The organism is Burkholderia sp. Bp9143 (genome assembly GCF_003853645.1).
Classification (GTDB): Bacteria; Pseudomonadota; Gammaproteobacteria; order Burkholderiales; family Burkholderiaceae; genus Burkholderia.
Genome location: NZ_QTPO01000058.1, coordinates 20,033 through 39,968, shown reverse-complemented (window position 1 = coordinate 39,968; position 19,936 = coordinate 20,033). Strand labels below are relative to the sequence as shown.

The 19,936-nt window shown below is 56.7% G+C and carries 20 protein-coding genes and 1 pseudogene; 13 read left to right on the top strand and 8 right to left on the bottom strand.

What is annotated here, in order from left to right; genetic code table 11:
- Positions 1–9: 9 nt before the first annotated feature.
- Complete coding sequence (locus DIE23_RS32850) at positions 10–891, bottom strand: TrbG/VirB9 family P-type conjugative transfer protein (protein ID WP_124616218.1); 882 nt, start codon at positions 889–891, stop codon at positions 10–12.
- The gene (locus DIE23_RS32845) at positions 888–1,604 is read right to left on the bottom strand and encodes a type IV secretion system protein (protein ID WP_124616216.1); all 717 of its coding nucleotides are present in this window, start codon (positions 1,602–1,604) and stop codon (positions 888–890) included. Before DIE23_RS32845 ends, DIE23_RS32850 begins: the two co-directional genes overlap by 4 nt.
- A gap of 283 nt (positions 1,605–1,887) precedes the next feature.
- On the opposite strand from DIE23_RS32845, the gene DIE23_RS32840 reads away from it, so the two are divergent.
- The 3 genes from DIE23_RS32840 (at position 1,888) to DIE23_RS32830 (ending at position 5,897) form a co-directional block, all read left to right on the top strand.
- Positions 1,888–2,436, top strand: coding sequence for a hypothetical protein (locus DIE23_RS32840; protein WP_124616214.1), 549 nt, complete (start codon positions 1,888–1,890; stop codon positions 2,434–2,436).
- Positions 2,437–2,652: 216 nt separating this feature from the next.
- On the top strand, positions 2,653–3,216 hold the full coding sequence (locus tag DIE23_RS32835; protein ID WP_124616213.1) for a hypothetical protein: 564 nt from the start codon (positions 2,653–2,655) through the stop codon (positions 3,214–3,216).
- A 1,376-nt stretch (positions 3,217–4,592) separates the two neighbouring features.
- Positions 4,593–5,897, top strand: coding sequence for a replication initiation protein (locus tag DIE23_RS32830; protein WP_260436277.1), 1,305 nt, complete (start codon positions 4,593–4,595; stop codon positions 5,895–5,897).
- Between the two features lie 165 nt (positions 5,898–6,062).
- On the opposite strand, the gene DIE23_RS32825 is transcribed toward DIE23_RS32830, so the two are convergent.
- The 4 genes from DIE23_RS32825 to DIE23_RS39770 form a co-directional block, all read right to left on the bottom strand.
- Positions 6,063–7,127, bottom strand: coding sequence for a ParB/RepB/Spo0J family partition protein (locus tag DIE23_RS32825; protein WP_124616209.1), 1,065 nt, complete (start codon positions 7,125–7,127; stop codon positions 6,063–6,065).
- 1 nt (position 7,128) lies between these two features.
- Positions 7,129–7,800 carry a ParA family protein gene (locus DIE23_RS32820; protein WP_124616207.1) on the bottom strand — a complete coding sequence of 224 codons (672 nt, stop codon included), beginning with the start codon at positions 7,798–7,800 and terminating at the stop codon, positions 7,129–7,131.
- A 1,064-nt stretch (positions 7,801–8,864) separates the two neighbouring features.
- The gene (locus DIE23_RS39775) at positions 8,865–9,041 is read right to left on the bottom strand and encodes a hypothetical protein (RefSeq protein ID WP_185646585.1); all 177 of its coding nucleotides are present in this window, start codon (positions 9,039–9,041) and stop codon (positions 8,865–8,867) included.
- Positions 9,042–10,514: 1,473 nt separating this feature from the next.
- On the bottom strand, positions 10,515–10,682 hold the full coding sequence (locus DIE23_RS39770; protein ID WP_185646584.1) for a hypothetical protein: 168 nt from the start codon (positions 10,680–10,682) through the stop codon (positions 10,515–10,517).
- A 1,017-nt stretch (positions 10,683–11,699) separates the two neighbouring features.
- On the opposite strand from DIE23_RS39770, the gene DIE23_RS32815 reads away from it, so the two are divergent.
- The 3 genes from DIE23_RS32815 to DIE23_RS32810 are packed head-to-tail and all read left to right on the top strand — an operon-like array spanning position 11,700 to position 13,970.
- Positions 11,700–12,341, top strand: a complete 642-nt coding sequence (locus DIE23_RS32815) for a hypothetical protein (protein WP_124616205.1) — start codon at positions 11,700–11,702, stop codon at positions 12,339–12,341.
- Positions 12,338–12,550: a hypothetical protein gene (locus DIE23_RS40495; protein ID WP_260436276.1), complete on the top strand. Its 213-nt coding sequence runs from the start codon at positions 12,338–12,340 to the stop codon at positions 12,548–12,550. Before DIE23_RS32815 ends, DIE23_RS40495 begins: the two co-directional genes overlap by 4 nt.
- On the top strand, positions 12,498–13,970 hold the full coding sequence (locus DIE23_RS32810) for a transposase (RefSeq protein WP_260436280.1): 1,473 nt from the start codon (positions 12,498–12,500) through the stop codon (positions 13,968–13,970). Before DIE23_RS40495 ends, DIE23_RS32810 begins: the two co-directional genes overlap by 53 nt.
- Positions 13,971–14,141: 171 nt before the next feature.
- Here the strand turns inward: DIE23_RS32810 and DIE23_RS40490 are convergent.
- A pseudogene (locus DIE23_RS40490) lies at positions 14,142–14,276 on the bottom strand (TetR family transcriptional regulator); the annotation flags it as partial.
- Positions 14,277–14,782: 506 nt separating this feature from the next.
- On the opposite strand from DIE23_RS40490, the gene DIE23_RS32800 reads away from it, so the two are divergent.
- The 4 genes from DIE23_RS32800 (at position 14,783) to DIE23_RS39915 (ending at position 16,702) form a co-directional block, all read left to right on the top strand.
- The gene (locus DIE23_RS32800; RefSeq protein WP_124616201.1) at positions 14,783–15,031 is read left to right on the top strand and encodes a hypothetical protein; all 249 of its coding nucleotides are present in this window, start codon (positions 14,783–14,785) and stop codon (positions 15,029–15,031) included.
- A gap of 37 nt (positions 15,032–15,068) precedes the next feature.
- Complete coding sequence (locus tag DIE23_RS32795; RefSeq protein ID WP_124616199.1) at positions 15,069–15,275, top strand: hypothetical protein; 207 nt, start codon at positions 15,069–15,071, stop codon at positions 15,273–15,275.
- Between the two features lie 123 nt (positions 15,276–15,398).
- On the top strand, positions 15,399–15,848 hold the full coding sequence (locus DIE23_RS32790; RefSeq protein WP_124616197.1) for a hypothetical protein: 450 nt from the start codon (positions 15,399–15,401) through the stop codon (positions 15,846–15,848).
- 518 nt (positions 15,849–16,366) lie between these two features.
- Positions 16,367–16,702, top strand: a complete 336-nt coding sequence (locus DIE23_RS39915; protein WP_221623372.1) for a PDDEXK nuclease domain-containing protein — start codon at positions 16,367–16,369, stop codon at positions 16,700–16,702.
- Between the two features lie 33 nt (positions 16,703–16,735).
- Here the strand turns inward: DIE23_RS39915 and DIE23_RS32780 are convergent, their stop codons facing one another.
- A complete protein-coding gene (locus DIE23_RS32780) occupies positions 16,736–17,599 on the bottom strand; it encodes a LysR family transcriptional regulator (protein ID WP_124616195.1) in 864 nt (287 codons plus the stop codon).
- Between the two features lie 154 nt (positions 17,600–17,753).
- Here DIE23_RS32780 and DIE23_RS32775 point away from each other — a divergent pair, with 154 nt between their 5' ends.
- The 3 genes from DIE23_RS32775 (at position 17,754) to DIE23_RS32765 (ending at position 19,858) form a co-directional block, all read left to right on the top strand.
- The gene (locus DIE23_RS32775) at positions 17,754–18,455 is read left to right on the top strand and encodes a glutamine amidotransferase (RefSeq protein WP_221623369.1); all 702 of its coding nucleotides are present in this window, start codon (positions 17,754–17,756) and stop codon (positions 18,453–18,455) included.
- A 145-nt stretch (positions 18,456–18,600) separates the two neighbouring features.
- Entirely contained in the window at positions 18,601–19,320 is a 720-nt protein-coding gene (locus tag DIE23_RS32770) for an aspartate/glutamate racemase family protein (RefSeq protein WP_124616191.1), read from the top strand.
- A 160-nt stretch (positions 19,321–19,480) separates the two neighbouring features.
- The gene (locus tag DIE23_RS32765; protein WP_124616189.1) at positions 19,481–19,858 is read left to right on the top strand and encodes a RidA family protein; all 378 of its coding nucleotides are present in this window, start codon (positions 19,481–19,483) and stop codon (positions 19,856–19,858) included.
- Positions 19,859–19,936: the final 78 nt, after the last annotated feature.

Below are 19,936 nucleotides of genomic sequence, written 5' to 3'. Positions count from 1 at the left end.
GTTGCGCGCTCAGAATCCGAACAGGCTGCGGCGGCCACGCTTGATCGTGACCACTTCACCCGCGCGCGTCAGCGTGATTTCATCCGCCAGCTGCTGGACAACGATGTACGGCCCACGCCGGATAAAGTTGGGGCTGACGATGTCTCCGCCCCCTCTTACCGTGGGCACCGCGAACGGCGCGTTTTGCGGTAAGCGAATCCAGACGAACTTGCCGTCGTCGAACACGGTTTCTGGCTTGATCACGCCGGATCCGGACACGGTGTACTCGAAATTCAGCTTGTCGGGCGTCACGCCGATCGGGCCGGAGTCGGTTTGCGAAGCGACACCTGGCAGGCTGCCTTCCGCGCCATCACTGCCGCCGCCCTCGCGCGCACGGACTTTCGCCATCAGCGAATTCGGATAGTTGAAGCGGACTGACTGATAGAACAGGCCGCCGACCGGCGATGACACGAGCGTCATGTCGTACTCGCGCAAGTTGGTGGTCAAATGCAGCGTGTTCACGAGGCCGGGTTTGGTCGGCTTCACGAAAACGTGATTCGCGCCGTCGGTATCGATCATCCATTGGATGGAGTCACCGAGCGCGGGCTCCGCGGTCAGCACCTCGCCGCGCGCGAGCTCGATCGTTGTCACCTTGAGCGGTGCCGTCATGACGCGGAAGATCTGGTCGCGGCTGTACGGAAACACGGCCATGCGCGCATCGCCGGGCATGGTGATCGGATCGGTGCCCGAGTTGTATGGATTCACCGGACTCATCGGATCGCCGATGATCGTCGCAAGATCGAAGTTCGGGGTCGGCGGGAGCACTGGCGACGCGGGCTTTGCGGCAAGAGCGCTGGCCGTCGCGACCATCGCGAACGCGCCGCACGCAGCAAGGGTACGGAGTCGTTTCATGCGGCGGTCTTCTGCAGTGTCCAGAACGGGTAATAGACCCCGAATGGGTTGTTACCGAGTGCGTCCTCTTGTGTCGGCGCAACGATCTGGTAGCGCACCGTGAGGGCGTAACGCACAACTACGGGCTTGTCGGACGGTGTCTGGGTGGTGAACGTGGTGAATTCAATGATCGCCGTGGAGTCCTCGAGGAGGGACACGTTGGTCACGCGGGACTCACGTACGAGCTTCGGGTTCGTCGTGATTTGCTGGAACGGCGCATCCTGCTTCAACCAGTCAGCAAACTGATTGCGGGCGTTGCCAGTCATCTGCTGCTTGACCGCGTTGATGTTCCTGGCCATGCGCGACGACTGGATGTCATCGGTCAACACCGGCTCAATCGTGAACCAGCGTTCGACGGTTTCGCGCAGGGCCTTCCGCTTTGCCTGGTCGTCTGGCTTGTACGAGGTCAGTTGCGTCACGATGGGGTTGCCGCCGGCATCTGACGAAACACCGTAAGCCTTGACCACGGAAGGCGCAGGATTGCGGGTGTACACGGCGCCGCCCGCTACGATCGCGAGGAGGAAGCAGAAGGTCTTCCAGTGGTTGGCCTCCACGCGCAGGCGCGTGGACTGATCGAAGATGATCTGCTCAGGATCTTCGTTCGAGTAGAAGCCCGGCGCAGGCGACAAGGCGACCTGCTTCTTGCTTCGTGGGAAGAGTCGAGGGAAACGCATCGCGGAGATTCCAATTGGGCCGGTTCAATTGGAACAGCCGGGCCAGCAGCGCAACGCGGCAAAAGAGGTGCGATTTGGGAGACCTTTTTACTTGCCCGCAATCTCACCGCGAATTCGATACGCGCACGTCAACCGGTTGAGGGGGGCAGCCCGAAATGATGTGCAAAAACACCCCTCTTTTGATCCTTTCCGTCGCATCGAAGTGCAATAGACTGTTTGCGAGTCGTTTCACAAATTTCACGGCAGATGAGCGTTGGCCTCCAATAACTTGATCCGAATCGACATGGAACGCGAAGATCAGCAAGCAGCTGCAATGGAGATCCATTCGACGCTTCGCAAGGGTGGTGTTTCGCCTGTAGAGCTGGGCCGGTTCTATCGAACGACCCTTGACGATGGAATCTGCTCGAATCAAGTTGAACTTGCCCGGTTGTTCTCTACGTCGACCGGAGTTGTATCGAAGGCCCTACGCGCATCTACCTTGCCTGAGCCTGTTATTACCGCATTGGGCGGTTCCGACCGAGTTACCTTCCGTGTCGCCGAGACGCTCGCAAAACTCTTGACTTCGCTCGGCAACGACGTTGTCTGCCGAAATGCCGAGAAGATTGTCGACGGCAGAACGCTCCCGATTGCGGTAGTCCTCGCTGCGCTCGCCGATGAAAGCGCGAACGTACACGGTGGCCGCCTCGTATCGGTCTCGGTCGCGGCCACCGGGAGGTATTTGAAGCTCGACGTCGAACCGAGAGCTATGGCGCGGATCCTGAGCCGCTTCGCCGAGTTCTCCGAGGCGATCGACACGTCGGCACGAAAGATATGTGCGGTGAGCCGCTCATAACGGCTCGATAGCTTGTATTGCAGAAATTTCGCACGCCACAGAACGACGTCGTGCGAAATGCATTGTTAATTCAATGGCCTGCAAGGGGGTATTTGAAGCACCCCCCTCAACCGGTTGAGCGGCAGAAAGCTAGTCGCGACAAAGCAGGCTACCTTAGTACGGCCCAGACGACGGCTCGATCTTCATCGTGCTTGCAATTTTCCAACGTGACTCAGCATGGACAAAGTCGAAATTTCAAACTTCCCGGATCTGAATACAGCGATCGCAGCGCATAAAGCGCTTGCGGCCACTTGCGCCTCACCGGTGAGAATGGGACGGTTCTATCTGGCGGCCCTGGAACGGAAGCTGTGGCTGACGCAAGCGGCGCTTTCTAACGATCTCAAAGTCTCACCGTCGAAGGTCTCCCGATCAATCGCGGCTGCTTTGCTTCCCGCACCAGTTCTTCGATCGTTCAGTGACGAAGATCACGTCACGTTCGAGACTGCCGGTGCAATCTCGAAGTTGATTCGACAGCGCGGTAAGCAGTTGGTGACGAGCCGTGCTCGATCCGTGCCGCTGGGCTCATCGCCCGACGTTGTGAGGTCAATATTGTTGTCGGGGAATGGTCAGGTTGAAAGCGCTCGGAATGAGGATACGTTCTCGGTGAACCTGTCAGTCTGTCGAGGTCATGGTAGGCGGTATGTGCGAATGGACTCGCCGAACATTGATCGAATCGTCCCATATCTCCGGGATCTGGAAATCCTTGTCAACACTTTCCTTCCGTCGCTGCTGAAACGTTGACGAAGCATCGCGAGAGGGAGTATCCGGTGCACGAGCGATTGGTTTGCGCCTGTGGTTCGACTGAATCTTAAGGTTCACGTTTGTGGTTCTACGATCGGACTGCAGCGGCTGCGACGTCACTCCGAGTCAGTGAGGCAATGGCTGGTTCCACACATTGGCTAGGCTCGGTAGGTGAGCGTCAATGGATCCATATATTGGCGGGACACAACGGGTGAACATCTATGGTTCAGTAGGCTAGCCACGCTCAATGGGTGAACGTCTATGGTTCCATACACCAGCCGAGCTCCTGGGTGAACGTCTATGGTTCCGGACGCCAGCCACTCTCATTGGGTGAACGTCTATGGTTCGGTACGCCAGCGGCGCTCAGTGGGTGAACGTCTATGGTTCCGCATGCCAGCCGCGCTCTTGGGTGAACGTCTATGGTTCCGTATGCCAGCCACGCTCAGTGGGTGAACGTCTATGGTCCCGTACCCAAACTGCGTTCGATGGGTAAACGTCTATGGTCCGTGCATCAGTCGCGCACCATGGGTGAAAAAATCCAGGCTTCTGAGTATTAGCCCGCCCCCAGGGTAAAAGGCTCTGGTTCTCTATCTGGGAGCACTGGGACGTTTACGTGTTTTCGATAAACACTTTCAACCCTTTAACTACGTTTACGTCGGACGAAATCCTTACCCGATAAGGCTTTCAAGAGGATCGGGTCTATCGTTATGGTTCCTTGGGTACATTCCTGTGGTTCTACAGGTCGAAGGATATGGTTCCTACAGGTCATACCTATGGTTCCAGAGGTAAATGGATATGGGGCATGGGTGCATTTGTATGGTCCATCCGCCGAGGGTGCCCGTGCTGACTTCGCCCGGTGGTGTTTGGTGGCCGTCTATGGTTCCTCATGCATCTGAGGTATTACTTGAAATTATATATACAAATAAATGATTTTAAAGAGTTTTTGTTCGTCATTGACCGACGCAGGTACATGTTTATGGTACCCAACTAGCCCTCGAAACGAAGACTGTTCATGGCTCCTGGGCCGGGGCTTGTAGATCTAGGCGATCAAAAGCAGGCTTAAGGTGCATATCTATGGTTCAAACAGCAGGCGAATGCTGCGTGATTTTGAGGGCCTTTCGCGATCGAAGGTCAACGTCCATGGTTCTCTGGTTCAAAGTGAGTGTGTCCTCACTCCCAAATAGTGTATTGATTATTAAATAGATTTCTATTGGCTTAGCAAGGAAGCCAGTGATCTTACGAGAATGGTGCATGGCTATGGTTCTGATGGACTTGTAGAGGCGCATCCTCTAGGAGAGGCGCATCTCCTGAGCGCTTGAAGGTGAATGCGGAACAGGGTATTGTTACCTTTCGTTCATCTTGGCTCCGGACTTGACGTGCCAAAAAAGAAAATCACCGTCCCCACCGACGCGAGTCAGATCACGCTGTTCCCGTTGGCGGATCTACCGGAGCCTTTCAGGAAAGCGGTTCCCGCAGTACATGTCGCGCCGCAATCCGGGGCGATTTCGCTGCAGCAAGGCAAGATGTTCAACGCCCTGATCAAGAACGCCATCGAGCAAAACAAGCAGGGTGAACGTGTATGGTTCGAATACCAGATCTTGGATTTGATAGAGGACGTCGGCCTGAACACAAAGAACCGCGACTACGTTAAAGCGACAGTCAACTCGTTAGTTGGCTTTGTGGTCAACTGGGACCATCTGTCCGGGAAGTCCGAGTGGAACGCGAGTGGTCTGATTGCCGGCGCAAAGATGTCGGGCTCGACGCTGAAGTACCAGTTCTCGGACAACATGCGCGAACTGTTGATGAACCCGCAGACCTATGCGCGTATCGACATGCGGATCGCACGGTCGTTTAAGCGTGGGCATGCTCTAACCCTTTGGGAAAACGTGGTTCGCTACGAAGGAGTCGGCCGGACTCCCAAGCTTAGCGTCGAATCCATTAGGGATCTGCTACTGGGCCTCGACTGGCGGGAAGGCTCATACTCGCAGTACAAGATTTTCAAGAGCCGTGTCCTTCAGCCAGCGCTCGTCGAGATCAACGAGGTCTCTGACCACGAGATTGAGATGGCGGAATTTAAGAATGGGCGCGCGATTGCGGCTGTCCAGTTTTCGATCACGCCCAAGCGCAAGCCTGAAATCACGCAGGAGGCGGATCTGGATCTCGTTGGCGGCATGACGAAGCTTGGAATTCCTCTGGCCGAGGCACGCAAGCTCGCATCGACACATAGTAACGATGCGATCCGTAAAGCGATCGATTACACCGAGCAACGCGTTAAGAAAACTGGCGTCGAGCCTGTCGCTCAAGTTGGGGCATATTTCCGAAAGGCCGTTGAGGGTGGCTGGGAAGTGGCCAATACGTCGACACCCGCTGAAAAGCCGCCGAAAGCACCTATCGAGTCAGGTGATGAGTTGAAGGTCAAACTGCACGCTCAGTATGCGGCTCATCGGACCGAGCAGATTCGTGGCTTCTTCAACGAATTGGATGCCGCGGAGCAGGAGAAGTATGTATCGCAGTACAACGAGCAGCAGCCATCAGAGGTCCTCCGGCTGTCAGATTCCAAGAAGGTGAAGAAATCGGCAGAAGCGGCTTTCTTCGGGTGGCTTGCCACTGCTGTTTGGGGAGAGCCCACGGACGCCGACCTCTTGAGCTTCGTGCTTCAGGGCGGCAAGCGAATCGCGTAAGCCGGGTTCCGGCATGCGAGTAGCGCGGCGATTTGTTCGTTTTGCGAAATGCCAATTATGCGAACTGTCGCGCTGCCCTAAAGGGAAGAGGCCAGTTCTTAGCTGGCCAGCCTTGTGTCTGTATGCACAAACGCACGAATCAGGTGTTTGTGCGGCATTGTTCCGTTAGGTGCTCTCCCCCGCCTGCTCTTCAGCGAGGTGGGTCGCGACGAAATCGCGCACGACTTTCTCCAATTGTGCGACGAGGATGGCCTGCTGATCTTCGTTGAGACTCGTTAGTTTCAGTTCGGTACGTCCATCGCGATAACGCTTGAGCGCACCGATGTCCCGGCCGCTTGTCGTATGGAAAGGGACGTTGCTGCTGTAGTGCGTTTTCGCGGCGCGTGGAGGCGAAGTGCCATCGAGCTTCTTCACATACTCCTCGAGTCGACGTACCGAGTACTCCCCGGCGAGTACTCGCTCGAGGATGGACTCGGCCGTAGCGTGGTCGGCACGTTCGAGGATGAGTTTGATGTTATAGGCATGGGCGAGGCCAACCTCTTCCGCATTCGCCAATTGTTGAAGAAAGTGCTTCGGCAGTTTGCCGACGTGTAGCGTTTTCGAAACCAGCGACTTGTTGATACTGAGGTGTTCCGCGAGCGCTTCCTGGCTCTCAAAGATATCTTGTTCAAGCAGGCGTTCCCATGCAACGGCATCATCGAACACGGTTTGTTTGGTTCGATTCTTGTTGATGCTGCTTGCCATGAGATAGAGATCCTTGTCGGACAGATCAGGGACGATCTCTGCATCGATTGACTGCTCGCCAAGGCTCTTTTTTGCGCGGAAACGGAATTCACCATCGACAATCACGTACTTGCCGGGAAAGCGATGATTGCGTGTGACGGTGATCGCGACATGCTGCCCTTCCCTCCTCATTCGGACAGCCAGGTCATCGATTGCGATCGGACTATAGAACTCACGCGGATTGAACGGGTTCGAAACGAGTTCATTCAGCAGAATCCGCACGCGAGGTAATACAGCGGACGCGTTAGTTCGGCTGCCATACGTGCTCGCGAGCGGATCACCCGACAAGGCTGCACCGGCAGGCGCAGGGGCTCGCTCCTCTACGGAGGTCACGCCAGTCGCATCGAGGCGTCCGTCCACATCAGCTTTTTCGTTGGCAATGCCCTTGCGAATGGAGGCACCCAAGAGTCCCTGCTTCGGTTTATTAACTTGATCCTTGTTCGACATTTCACGCCTCCAGCAGGCCCTTGATACCCAGAATTTCCCTTGCAACGGCCATGATCTCCTCTTTGGCTTGCTTGGCAGTTCGCTGCCCCTTCACGGAGAAGACCGTCGCTCCGATGCCAATCGAAGTTTTGTAGATTTCGCGCAGGGCGATCGTACTTTCGAGAATCGGATACGGATTGTCCTCACCCATCGCGGCACGGACTTCCGCATAGCCGGTAGTCTTGGTATTCACGCGATTGAACACAATGCCGCATCCCTTCGGGTCGCTACCGATCGTTCGGCGGACCAGCTGCAGCATGCCGATCGTGCTCCACGCGTCAAGAGCCGAGGCATCCATGGGGACAAGCACGAAGTCTGAAGCGGCGATTGCAATCTCGGTGTTCTTGTCGTGAACGCTGGGCGGACAGTCAACGAGGACAAGGTCATAATCCTGCGCCATTCGCTTGATCTCGCGGCTGAGATTCGATCCCGCCGCGGCCATGTTCACTACGGTGAAGGGATATGGAACATCACCGGCTCCGGTCGCTCGAACGGCTGAGCTCTGGGAATCGGCGTCGATCACGAGGACGCGCAGGTCGGGGGCGTCGTCGCAGTACGCGCCTGCCAGGTTGAGGGTGATCGTGGTTTTCCCGCTCCCGCCCTTCTGGTTGGCAACGGCAATGACTATTCCCATGTCGACCTCTCTGTAAAAGATGATCGCCAAAATAAATTAATTTGGCGTAAAACGCAATAAAAATATTGAAAATATTTCGTTGCAGTCACGGTGACATTTGTATTTCTTCGGGAAGATCTTCAAGCGCATCGCGAGAGTTCAGCTCGCTTGCAATAGCTCTGGTCACGGATTGATTGAGAAAATGGCGCCATGATCGTTCCCGGCGATCGCTCTGGAATGGTCGGGTTTCCACGTGGAAACTGATTTCCGATCGCTGTATTCGGTGATGCTATTGATCTCGCGTGGTGCCTAACGTTCCGCAACTTTCGAAATTTGGTGACTCCTGCGTGTATTGGAGTGCCGCACCTTCCACGGAAATCTATGCTCCAGGTCGCGTCGATCGGTCTAGCTCTTCTAGAATTCCCTGAGGGGTGAGCTGTTGCGAGATTGCTGATGCGACTGCGGCGTGACATGGACACACATGCAGCAATCGAGGGGGGGGTGCGGCAAGTTTTCGTCTACGCAGAACGTTCTACTTGTGGGGCGGTTTCCACGTGGAAACCGCCGGCGTGTTCGGTTGGGTGGGTGCTTCCGGTCGGCTTGAACGCAGGTGCTCGATGCGTTTGAGTGCAGCCACTCTCGGTCTTCGTGTGGGTTTCCACGTGGAAACATCGCGGATTTTTGGTTGGATAAGTACCCCCCGGCCACATTTAATACGGGTCATCGTCTCGTTCGGGCCGGCCACTCGTTCGGAATCCAGCTAGGTTTCCACGTGGAAACTCACCCTGATTCTTCTGCTTTCACTGCGCATGGGCTTTCTGTGGGCTCAGCCAAATGCTGTTCATATCGGATTGCACCGGTGGGTTATGTCTTCAATGGCCGGCGTGACTCCTTGGTCTGATCGCATTGCCACACGGTTCGGCGCGGTCAACGTTCGTTACGTCTCCGCTCCATGCAATGACGGTTTGCGCTAGTTGGTGCGGTGTCTTTCGCTCGCGACGGACCCGGCTCGACGACTCTGGATATCTGCATGCTTCGGCATGGACGGAAGACAATGATGAGCATCTGATCTTGAACGTATTCACTCAAAACCACTTCGGCCCCTGCAATAGCGACAGCATCGCTGCAGCGAGACGACGCCGAAATGTTGCCAATTTCGTTGCAGTTACGGCTACATTTACGTCGATCATAGCCACCACTGTTGTGGTGATATATTGAGATGGAACAGCCATCGAGAAGGCCGCATCGGTACCGGCCGGCATCGTGCTTCTTCTTGGTGCGCATCTGTTGCCGGCGATGTCGAGACCTCCAGGCGGGTTCCTCAGAGGTGCTGCGTTATTATTTTGCGTGCTTTGTCTGGCTGCGACAGCATATGGCCACGCTAGCGTCTTTCTTCTCGCTCAGAATCATGCAGGACAACTCCGTGCGTCGACGATCAAAGGTCCTCGCAGCGTATTGTTGACCCAGTTGCAGGGTCGAGACCCGACGAAAATTGCCAGTGACAAAGCGTTGAGGCAGCGCGAACTGGCATTGATTGATTCGCAACATTGCCACCAGAGCTGCGGCCGTTTGCGTCACTGACGCACCGCGGCGTCGACACGTTTGGTAGCGCTGAATGTCGAGGTATCACAACCTGAGCGTGTGCAACGCCTTGCCGATGCCCTGGCAGCGGAGCAAACGGAGATAAGCGCCAATCGCGCCGCTACCGCTGCTGATCCCGGGACGATACGCTTAGCCTGTCTGATCGGCGCGCACGTCCGCGCTCAACCTTTGTCTGGCGGTTGGGACTGATTTTCGAGGGAATTGGGAGCCTGTCATGGACAATTGCACCGACGGATCCGGACTTCGGTCAGCTTCTCCAAAACGAAATCGGTATTGTCGTGAGGCAGCAAGTAGTAAGCGACGGGCCCATCAATTCTCTCGAAGGTAAGCGTGACAGCGGTAACGATGACAATCGCGACGGAGTAACGGCCGTCGCCGTTACTCGGGTGCGATAGAGTCACGAAGCGAGTAACGATACCGCCCGGCGGGCGCAATCGTTACTCGCGGACGACGATCGCGATGCTCAGGCGGTATTGCCGAAAGAGGATGTGACGGCCGATCTGACGCGCTGCACACTGGAATAGAGTCGGGAGAAGTCCGCGCGACGGTGGCCTCTATTCGGAAGTTTTTTCGCTGCTCTCAAAAACGCGCGATGTAGATCAATTGCGAGTATGCAAGGTTGAAAGCATCATGAATTGATCTGCGAGATTTGACCAGGCCGGCCGAAAGTCGCACCACCGCGACAGTGTTGACGAGTGTCGTGACCAATCAAAGTTTCCACGTGGAAACTCAGCTGCAGGGAGCCATTACACTGGCACTCGGACTTTATAATTAATTTTATTTTTTATCTTTCCAATTTCTATACCACTCGCCCATAGAGCAGGGGCGGCCGCAACATACTTCGTGGCGCGAGAACAGAATTTGTCTCAGATGGTAGCCACTCGAAGGCATTTCTCGGCCTCGCAGACCTACCGGCTAATCTTCGCGGTCGCATAGGTCGAAGTGGTGTCGAGTGAGTTGTAGCCTGTAAAAATCCGAGCACTCTAGAGACTCATGCCGTGGGATAGGGCGTGCGAGACGGACTTATGCTGGAGCGAATGGATGCTCGTTGCGCTGACTGTGCGGGCGTGCTGCGAGTCATTGTGCAAGCCGCGGCGTTTGCCATGGCGAAGAAATGTCGCACCTTGTACATGTCAGGATGGATCGGCCTCACCTGGCGAGCGAAGAGCGGCAAGCGTCGCGTCGGCGCATCCGCCGCTTTCAGTCGCTTCCATGCGTAAGTGGCCGATGCTGTGCTTATCGAGCAGTGCTGATAGCGGAATGCCGACCGTGCAGATCAGTGGTTCGCGCAAGCCGCGCATGTCGAGGTAATCGACGATGGGTTCGAGAACTACCGGGACGAAGGGGGAGGGAAGCGTTCCGTCGCGATTTTGCCGACCACGCGCAGCAAGTAAATGGTCCCGACTTCGGCATAAACATAGCGTTGGGTTCTGGCGGTTGCGAAGGCGCTGACAGTCCGGTGATGCGGGCAAAGACGAGCAAACGCATGGCTGTCTGCGCTCCGACGGGAGCGCATTCGCGTCCGACTCGAGATCCGGACGTCGATGGCGTTCCTTAGTAGGTACGACATTACGCAACTAACAGTCGTGTCCATGGGACCCCATATTTTGCGCCTTACGGCGCCACATGGCGCGCAGACGGCGCAAGACGATGCTTGCAGACTGGCGCACCGGTGGAGCCAACTCAGCAATTCTGCGTGTAGTCTTTCCTGGCAACTGATCGGGGCTTGCTGGGCATCTGGCTTGATTCGTTCGTTGGTTTGCAGCGGCGAGCGCAGGATTATCGAGCTGCGTCTTCGCACTGCGCGTAGCCAGAGTGCGAACGAAGTGCTGACGTTCGTGGGAGTCGTGGGCTGAAGGGAAAGTTGCAGCACTTTCGGGTGCCAGGTTGTTGGCGCAGCGAGGGTTCATGTCAGTCCCGTCATAACTTTCGCTTCGTGGCCCATAGAAGCGAAAGTCAGAAATGTCGAGGGACGGAAGAGAAAGTCTGAAACGTCACGTGTTATGGGTACCGATCGGCGAGCCATTCCGTGAAACACTGGGGGAGAAACTGTCACAAGCCTGAAATCCAATCCCAGCAAGGGATTGCGACGATTTGGCGGGATTTTTCTCTGTTGTTTCACAACGTGTGGCGCCCGAGGACAGAAAAGCCGGCGCGTATCGACTTGCACAGATACAAACACGACGGGGTGTATCAAATGATACGTATTTTGTAGTGGCGATCTGTGTGCCAAATTTCAATCGCGCGGCGGTCAGGGGCGGGTGGCCGGATGCTTTTGTCCTAAAACATGATTATTGGGCAAAACCGGAACCTTGGCCATGAGCCGACCAAGTTTCGTGCGTGCGGTCAACAGCACCCGTCCATACGGCGCGCACCGATATGATTTGTTCGGGCCAAAGATCGGCCGCCGGCTGACTCTGTTCGGGCGGCACGCGCTGGATCTGTGGCTCCGCCTGGAATCGGATCCTCACGTGCTCGTATACTGCGAGCAGCCCCTGTGTATTCCAGACGCGAATCCTTCACGGCCCGTCGACTTTTGGGTCCGCACGCCCGATGGCGAGAAATTGTGCGTTGTGTTGCGTTCCGCGGAGTCGACTGCGGCTGCGCTGGGAGGCAGCCTGTTTCCGGCATTCGAGATGTGGAGTAGGGCGTCTTCGTTGCAGCTCGACCTGATTCATCCACATCATCTCGACGATTCGCCGGCGCTGCGCGAGAACAGGATGACAATGCTGCATCACCTCGCAGCCACTCATTCGATTCCTGTCGGGCAGCTGATGCAATGCGTGCTGACCGGATGTCGTTACGGCCTGACTCTGAACGAACTTGAGCGGCGGCTCGAGTTCGTTGACCCAATGCTCGTTCGCTCGGCGGTCTTCAGACTGGTGCTGTGTGGTGAGGTGCGATGTCCAACTCTTGCACTCGAGCTGCTCGGGCCGCATACCTATCTGGAACTGCCATGAAGCAGATCACCTTTGGTACATTGCGGTTCAATCGCCGCTCCATTCCGCCGGAACTGACCGATATCGGGCAATGGCCCGGTGCGGACGACAGTGCGCTTTCTGAAGACGGGCGCAACCTGCTGAGGCGCCGCATCCGGGCGATGACGCTGTTTGTTGATGGGCATTCATCTTTGCGGGAAATCAGCTGGGGAAACCGGCGTCGGCTTTAACGACCTGTATCGCATCTTCGAGCGATGCATCACGCAGCACGAGGACGGCCGTATATTTGGCTGCCGCGCACTTATCCCTTATCAGCACACGCGATCATATGATCGCCGTTCGATGGTCAAGCCATCCCGGGACGGTGTCGCAAGCAACGCCAGCGGCGCCTTTACCCAGTTGCTGCACCGTTATCCGGATGTCGCGCGCTGGATAGAACGCAAGGTCGCCGAGCGCAGCAGGAAGCACGCGGAGCTAACCGAAGTGCATCGGCACCTGTGGCGGCTACACGGAGGTTTTCGTGCGCAATGCCGGCAGGCGGGCATTCAGGCAAACGAATATCCATTCAACCAGAAATACCTCGGTGAGCGATCGCTTGCCAGCTACGCCGGCACGCTCGCGAACCGGAAATTCGACGCGGCGGCACGGGCGGCAGGCGCCCAGCAAATCGGTCATCGGTGGATCGACGATCCTCAAGTCGTGCGCAAACCCGTCACCCGTCCATATGAGGCCGTCGAATTCGACGGTCACAAGATCGACATGCGTCTGACGCTTCGCATCGATGACCCATTCGGCTTCGAAACACTCCTTGTGCTGCACAGGATCTGGATTCTGCTGCTCCTCGACGTGGCGACGCGCGCAGTGATTGGTTATGCGCTTGCGCTGGGCCGCGAGTACAACAAGGACGACGTTGCCGTAGCCCTGCAGGCGAGTTTGTCGCCACATACACCGCGCGCTTCGAAGATTCCTGAGCTGACGGTCAGGTCCGGCGGCGGGTTCCCGTCGGAGGTGATTCCTGGAACCGCGTGGGCATGCTGGGGCACGTTCCGCTTTGATGCAGCGAAGGCGCATTTCGCGAAGGCGACGCTCGAGCGCCTGACACGGGTCATCGGCTGCACAACCGACAACGGGCCGCTTGGCCAGAAGAACGAACGCGCGTTGATCGAGCGTTTTTTCGACCGCATCGCGATGCACTTCGCACACAGGTTGCCGGCGACCACGGGCAGGGATCCACGCGCAGTCGAACGTGCGCTCGACGATGTCGGCGAGAAAACATCTCTGATGATGACGCTTGACGAGCTCGAGGATGTTATCGACGTGGTTCTCGCCGACTACAATGGCGAGCCGCATGGCGGCCTGGGCGGACGTACCCCGCTGGCCCGCGCACACTCACTCGCCTGCGTTGCTGATGCCACTCCATACGACCTTGATGGCTTTGCGGAACGCATGCAATTGCCCAGCATTGTCTTCGCTCCAGCGAAGGAAAATAGCGAGGCCTTGGCAACTGGACACGATCAATGCGCCGCGCAATTCCCGCTCTCCAATCGACAGTTCCGGATTGATCTCGCCGATAAGCAGTGCAAAGAGCCTCGTGAACCGCTTCTGTACCTCCGTGACGACATCGCGCGCGAATGGCTCGTGTTGTGCTAATCCCCAACTTTCGATGATGCCTGCTACCAATCCCGGTTTGACAAAGTCGGCGAAAGCGTCGTCGATGATCGATTCGAGCCGCGCCTGCGGGGAGCGGTTTCTGTTCTCGGCAAACCCTCGAAAGCGTTCGAAGTAGCGGCTTGCAATCTCCTCGATTGTGGCGCGCAACAGTGCTTCCCGGGTTGAAAAGTAGTGCTGTAGCGTGCTCAGACGAATGCCCGCATCGTTGGCCACGCGGTTAATCGTGTACCCTGCGTACCCTGCGGCAATCAGCACGTTTATCGATACATCGATGATCTCGGGCACTCGGCTTTCGCGATTGCCGCGCCGTCGCACTGGTGCGGCGGTTTGCGGATCAAATATCGCTTCGGAAGTGAGGGTCAGTTTTTTCACGTGCACTCCGTTCTGAGGCGCTGACTATTTCGCTTTTGGCACAAAGTGAGCGTCCGGCAGCGGACCGTGGTGGCGCGCTTGCCCGGCGGGCCAACAATCAATATTGCGGTTCGGCATCTCATGGACGTCGCGTGTTGCCGCTGCGCGGATGCTCCGGCGGCGTCCGGAATCGCCTGACGTAATAGGTTACCCAACCTTACTCAAGTATAGGTTGGAGAACCGATTTTTCCCAGACGCCCACACACCAAACATGTTATGGATAAAGGCTGACGAGGTGGATATCGTTTACCCGCACTACTGAGATTTTTGGGTTTACATATAGGTTGTATAACCTATATTTGACGGTAAGGTAACCGACAAGACGTTTGAGCAGGAAGTGGCGGGGCACGATGGTCGCGCGGCAATCAGAGGAGAGCGAGATGGGTTCCGGCGAGAAGTGCTTGCGAACGCTGGTCGACAAGTGGTTTGGCCCTACTGCGGTGGCGACGGTACGCGTGATGGAATTCGGTCGCACACGAACGGATCGAAGGCGCTACGTACGCATCGGCGTGGTGCGGGCGGACGGAGGTTTGACCATCGTCTTCTTCCGGCACGAAGACGGCTCGTGGAACGTGTTCCCGGCAAAGACGAGTACGCCGGCGATGCGCGCTTACCCGCTTGCGGCGTGAGCGACCGTCGATACTTAGGTGACCGGAGGAGGGCGCAATGAACATCCTGAAATTGGCGGCGGATGCCGGAATGCTAGTCGTCCTTGATGGCAGAATCGGTCGAACCGAGTACCAAAGCGTCCACGGAACCCTGGATGCATTTCAGCGCTTTGTGCAGGCATTGGAGTCGGCAATGGCGAATGCCGACGAGTCTGATGCGCCTCGATGTCAGAGCGACCTATGCGTGGAGTCTTCGTCATCCTAAGTAAATGACTCGAGATATAAGGGGGTCCTCACGCGGACCGGAATAGTCATCTTGAGTGTTCCATGAAATTGGACGATCGTGTTCGCTCACACTGCGGAACAAGCTGATTTAGCGGAGAGGCTGATGAAGGTTTCTGCAATCTATGCCTCGGCAGCGGTGCTGACTGCGCTCGCCCCCGGCCTGCTGCCGATCTCGTCCTACGCCTACGAGCTCGATCCGCAACTCAACTGTAGATCGAACGCGCATGCGTTCATCGCCCCGCTGCTAAAGGATCGGTATATCGATCCGAAGCCGATGCGCGTCGAAGCGAACTCAGTCAACGCATTTCGACCGGCGCACGGTAGCAACTTGACGGCATTTGGATTTCGCGTCTATGCCGTCCTCGGGTATGAGCAAGGTGATGCACTGTTCAAACGCGGAGAGGGTCATCCTATTGCGGACTCGTCCTATGGCGCGGTAGTAGTCGGCGCAGCCGAGTCAGTCGAAGCGCACGCGCGCCAGGCCGGCAGCAGCGCTGTCATTCACGAAGTAGTCCCCCTCTTGCTAACGGCCATTTTCTGCAGCGGACTTTGACGCGCGATCGTCACCGATTTTCGGCACATGTGGAGTTCGATGGCCTCTTCATCGGCGAGCGCGTGACGTTCGCGTGGTCGAACATGATTCACCTCGAGCAGCACGCGACGATCGGGGAGATTGCACCGCATGACTGTTGTTGCGGGAATTCGTCAAAAGGCACGGGATGTACTTTGGCAGGGCCACGACACGCGTCGCTGTCCAATCCACGGGAACTGCTGCTGAGCGAGTTCCTGAAATTTCTGGATCAAAAGGGGCAACGCCATTCAGAACTGCAGCGAGCACGGTACCCCTCTTGAAACGGTCTTACCATTTGTATTTCGCAGCACCGGCAACATGCAAAGTCTGATCAAAAGGGTGTCACGTTACCGTCGAAACGCCGAGGAACGGCGTCGTCAGCGCCTCTGCTAGCAGAATTCAGCGTCCGCAACATCGGTCGACAGCGATGCCTCCGGATCGATGACGTCTGGTTCAATGTCGACTTGGTGTTCTTTCATCATCGACCGTGATGTCGGCTCATCGTCGAACTGAAAGTGGGCCGCTTCCGCTATGCAGACGCCGGACAGATGTACCCCTATCTCAATTACGCGTGTGAGCACTGGACAAAGCCCGGGGACAATCTCGCTCTTGGTTTGATCCTGTGTGCTGAGAGGGGCGCCGCGAAGGCCCACTACAGGCTGGACAACCTGCCAAACAAGGAACACGCGGCTGAATATCAGACGGTGTTTCTGGACAAAGCCACGTTTGCAAGGAAACTGGAGCGCACTAGGGTTGAACCGGCGCGGCTGCGGCACCTAAGTCCATCAACGAACTCGATACGACGCCCGTCGACAGGTGAGCGAAGTCGGATGTGACCCGCAACGGAAATGGCAGAGTGTGCCCTACGTCTAGCGCGGTAGCTCGTCACGTAGAGCGTCCAATGCCACCGAATGATGGCCGATGGTCCAGACAAGATAGGTACGCACCCGTGCCACATTCGGAGGTAACGGTAGCACTTTTACCTGGCTTTCTGCGTGTACAGCCTGCAGCACAGAGCGCGGGACGATAGCGATACCAGAGCCGGCCGCCACACAGGCCACTATTGCATGATAAGAAGCGAGTTCCAGCACTCGCTCGGGTACCACTTCACATGCCGTAAGCCAGTCCTCAAGGATTCTGCGATATGAGCAGCCTGTCGCAAAGGCGATGACCGTGCATTGCTGCAGGTGCCTCGCCGTCTTGATGTGATCGGCGTTCTCTGGCGCAATGAGCACTAGCTCTTCGGAAAACGCCGCCTGCATTTCCAGATCGCCGGGTTGGAAGGGCTCGGAGATGAACGCCGCTTCAACGTCATAGCGATGCACGCGGCTAATTAGCGCAGTCGTAGTGCCGGTGACCAACTCTAGTTGCACATCAGGGTAGCGTTCGTGGTAGCGCGACAAGAACGGCGGCAGGCGGGCTGCAGCCGTGCTCTCTAGTGTGCCGATTCGTAGCGTGCCGCGCGGAGTCCCACTGCGGAGCGCGGCTTCGGCTTCTGTGGACAGCCGTAGTAGTCGTTCCGCATAGCCGAGGAGGAGCCTACCTTCGGCTGACGGCACGAGCTTGCCCCCCTGCCTCTGGAACAGCGTTACGCCGAGCCGCTCCTCGAGGTTCTTGATGCGCGTAGTGATATTTGATTGCACCCTGTTTAGGTGTGCAGCTGCCTTGGTGACACCACCGAAATCGATAACAGCCTTGAAGATCTGCAGCGAATCAAGATCTATGTTTCTCATTTCGAGAACCCCCTATCACCATTATTCATTTTTTGTGATTCAGGAGTCAAGCTAGACTTGCGTCTCGTTCCTCCAGAAGGCGCGGGGCCGAGTCCGATGCCGACTGTTTCCCGTCTTCGTTGATGGTTGCTCTTGAATCGTGGCTTCTGCATCCTTGATCGTTGTCCAAGCTGGTACCCCCCCTGAAGAGATTCGTGGTCCCTTCGGTGATCTTCCGACATGGTTTTGCCGCGCGCTGGAGCGTTCGGCCGAAACGGTAGAGGTGGTGCGCGTCTTTGAGGGCGAGACTCTGCCGCGACCGGATGCCAACCGCGCTGCGGTAATCACGGGCTCATGGTCCATGGTGACTGACCGTCATCCGTGGAGCGAGGCAACGGCGCAGTGGATCCGCGAAGCGATGTCCATTGATATGCCGCTGTTTGGCGTGTGCTATGGTCATCAACTGATGGCACACGCACTAGGAGGCCGTGTGGACTACCATCCCGATGGGCTTGAAGTCGGTTGCCAAACAATTTGCCTATTGCCGACCGCTGCCGACGATCCGCTTCTCGAATCGTTGCCTCTTCATTTCGCCGCACACCTCACGCACGCACAGACAATCATTGAATTGCCGCCGGGCGCTCGCGCCTTGGCGTACTCGGCCCACGATCGACATCAGATTGTTCGTTACGGCCCCAATGCCATCTCGACCCAATTTCATCCCGAGTTCACCCCGGAGCTGTCTGCAGCATGCATCCGTCGGCGCGCCAGCACTTTGTTGAAAGAGGGTAAGAATCCTGACGCGATGGTGGATGCGCTGCAGGACACCCACCAAGCGGCTGGATTGCTCCGACGTTTCGTCGACTCGACTTGCTAGCGGCATTCCTCAGATTTCATATGCGGCTCAGATTCGCCTTGACCCGCGCAAGTGCGCAGATCGCGGATTGAATGAACGAGCGGGGACGCGGTGCGAACTGCCGTCCGTTTTACTAAAACACTGATCAGACAAAAGGATTGAGGTGATGGAGATGCGTAAAATCGGCCTGATTGGCGGCATGAGCTTCGAAGGCTCCGCAGTTTACTACCGCAAGATTAATGAGGCCGTCCGAGAACGGTTGGGCGATTTGCATTCGGCTGAACTGATTCTGCATTCCGTCGACTTTCAAAAGATTGTCGACATGCAGAAGGCTGGTCAGTGGGGCGATGCCGGATGGTATCTCGCGAACGTTGCACGTGGTCTCGAGGGCGCCGGGGCTGAATGCGTGATGATTTGTGCCGTCACAATGCATCTCGTCGCCGACGTTGTCGAGGACTCGGTTGAAGTGCCGTTTATCCACATTGTCGATGAAACCGCCCGTCGCTTGAAAGCCGCTGGCTGTCGCCGTCCGCTGCTGCTTGCGACGCGCTATACGATGGAGAACGGCTTCTATCCAGCGAGGATGGCGCGGCATGGTATCGATGTCATGGTGCCGGATGCCGATGGGCGCGCGCTTACTCACAACATCATTTTCGACGAACTGTGCGCTGGTAAGGTTCTGAACAGATCCCACGAGGCACTGATCTCGCTCATTGAACGAGCGAAGGCGGACGGCGCAGACGCGGTGATCTTCGGTTGTACCGAAATTTGCCTGATTCTCGACACGGACAACTTGTCCCTCCCTGGTTTCGACTCCACTGCGATCCACGTCGACGCCGCGGTCGAGTTTGCGATTGGGGAGCGTTCCGATGCAAGAACCGTTTGAAGAAAGCAAGCAGAACCTCTGAAAACGGCAGCTGATCTCGTCGATTCTACGGATCGGATGTCCCCGAACTGATGTGCCAACAAAAATGCGATCTCCATTCGTCGCCCTTATGTTGGCACCTGACGCAATCCCATTATCCCGCAACCAGTAGTTGCACGAAATGAAGAAAATCGAAACCACGCTTGCCCCGGCGGCAATCGGCCCATATTCGCAGGCCATCGCCACTGGTGGCCTTCTGTTTGTGTCTGGCCAACTGCCGCTCGACCCGGCAACGGGTTCCATCGTGGGAACCGATGCCGCTCAGCAAATTGGTCAGTGCTTGGCAAATATCCGCGCGATTGCGGAAGCCGCCGGAAGCTCGCTTGAGAAGGTCGTCAAAACGACTGTTCTACTGACGGATCTTGCCGAATTTCCGCTCGTCAACGAGGTCTACGGAAGTTTTTTCATTGATCCCTATCCAGCACGCGCTTGTTATCAGGTTTCCGCTATTCCGAAAGGCGCACGTGTCGAAGTGGAGGCTGTGATAGCGCTCGACTGACATCATCCCAGTACGCCCGAATTCGCCGCTTGGACGAAGTACATGTTGTAGTCGTAAAGTCACGGCAGCGTCTGTCGG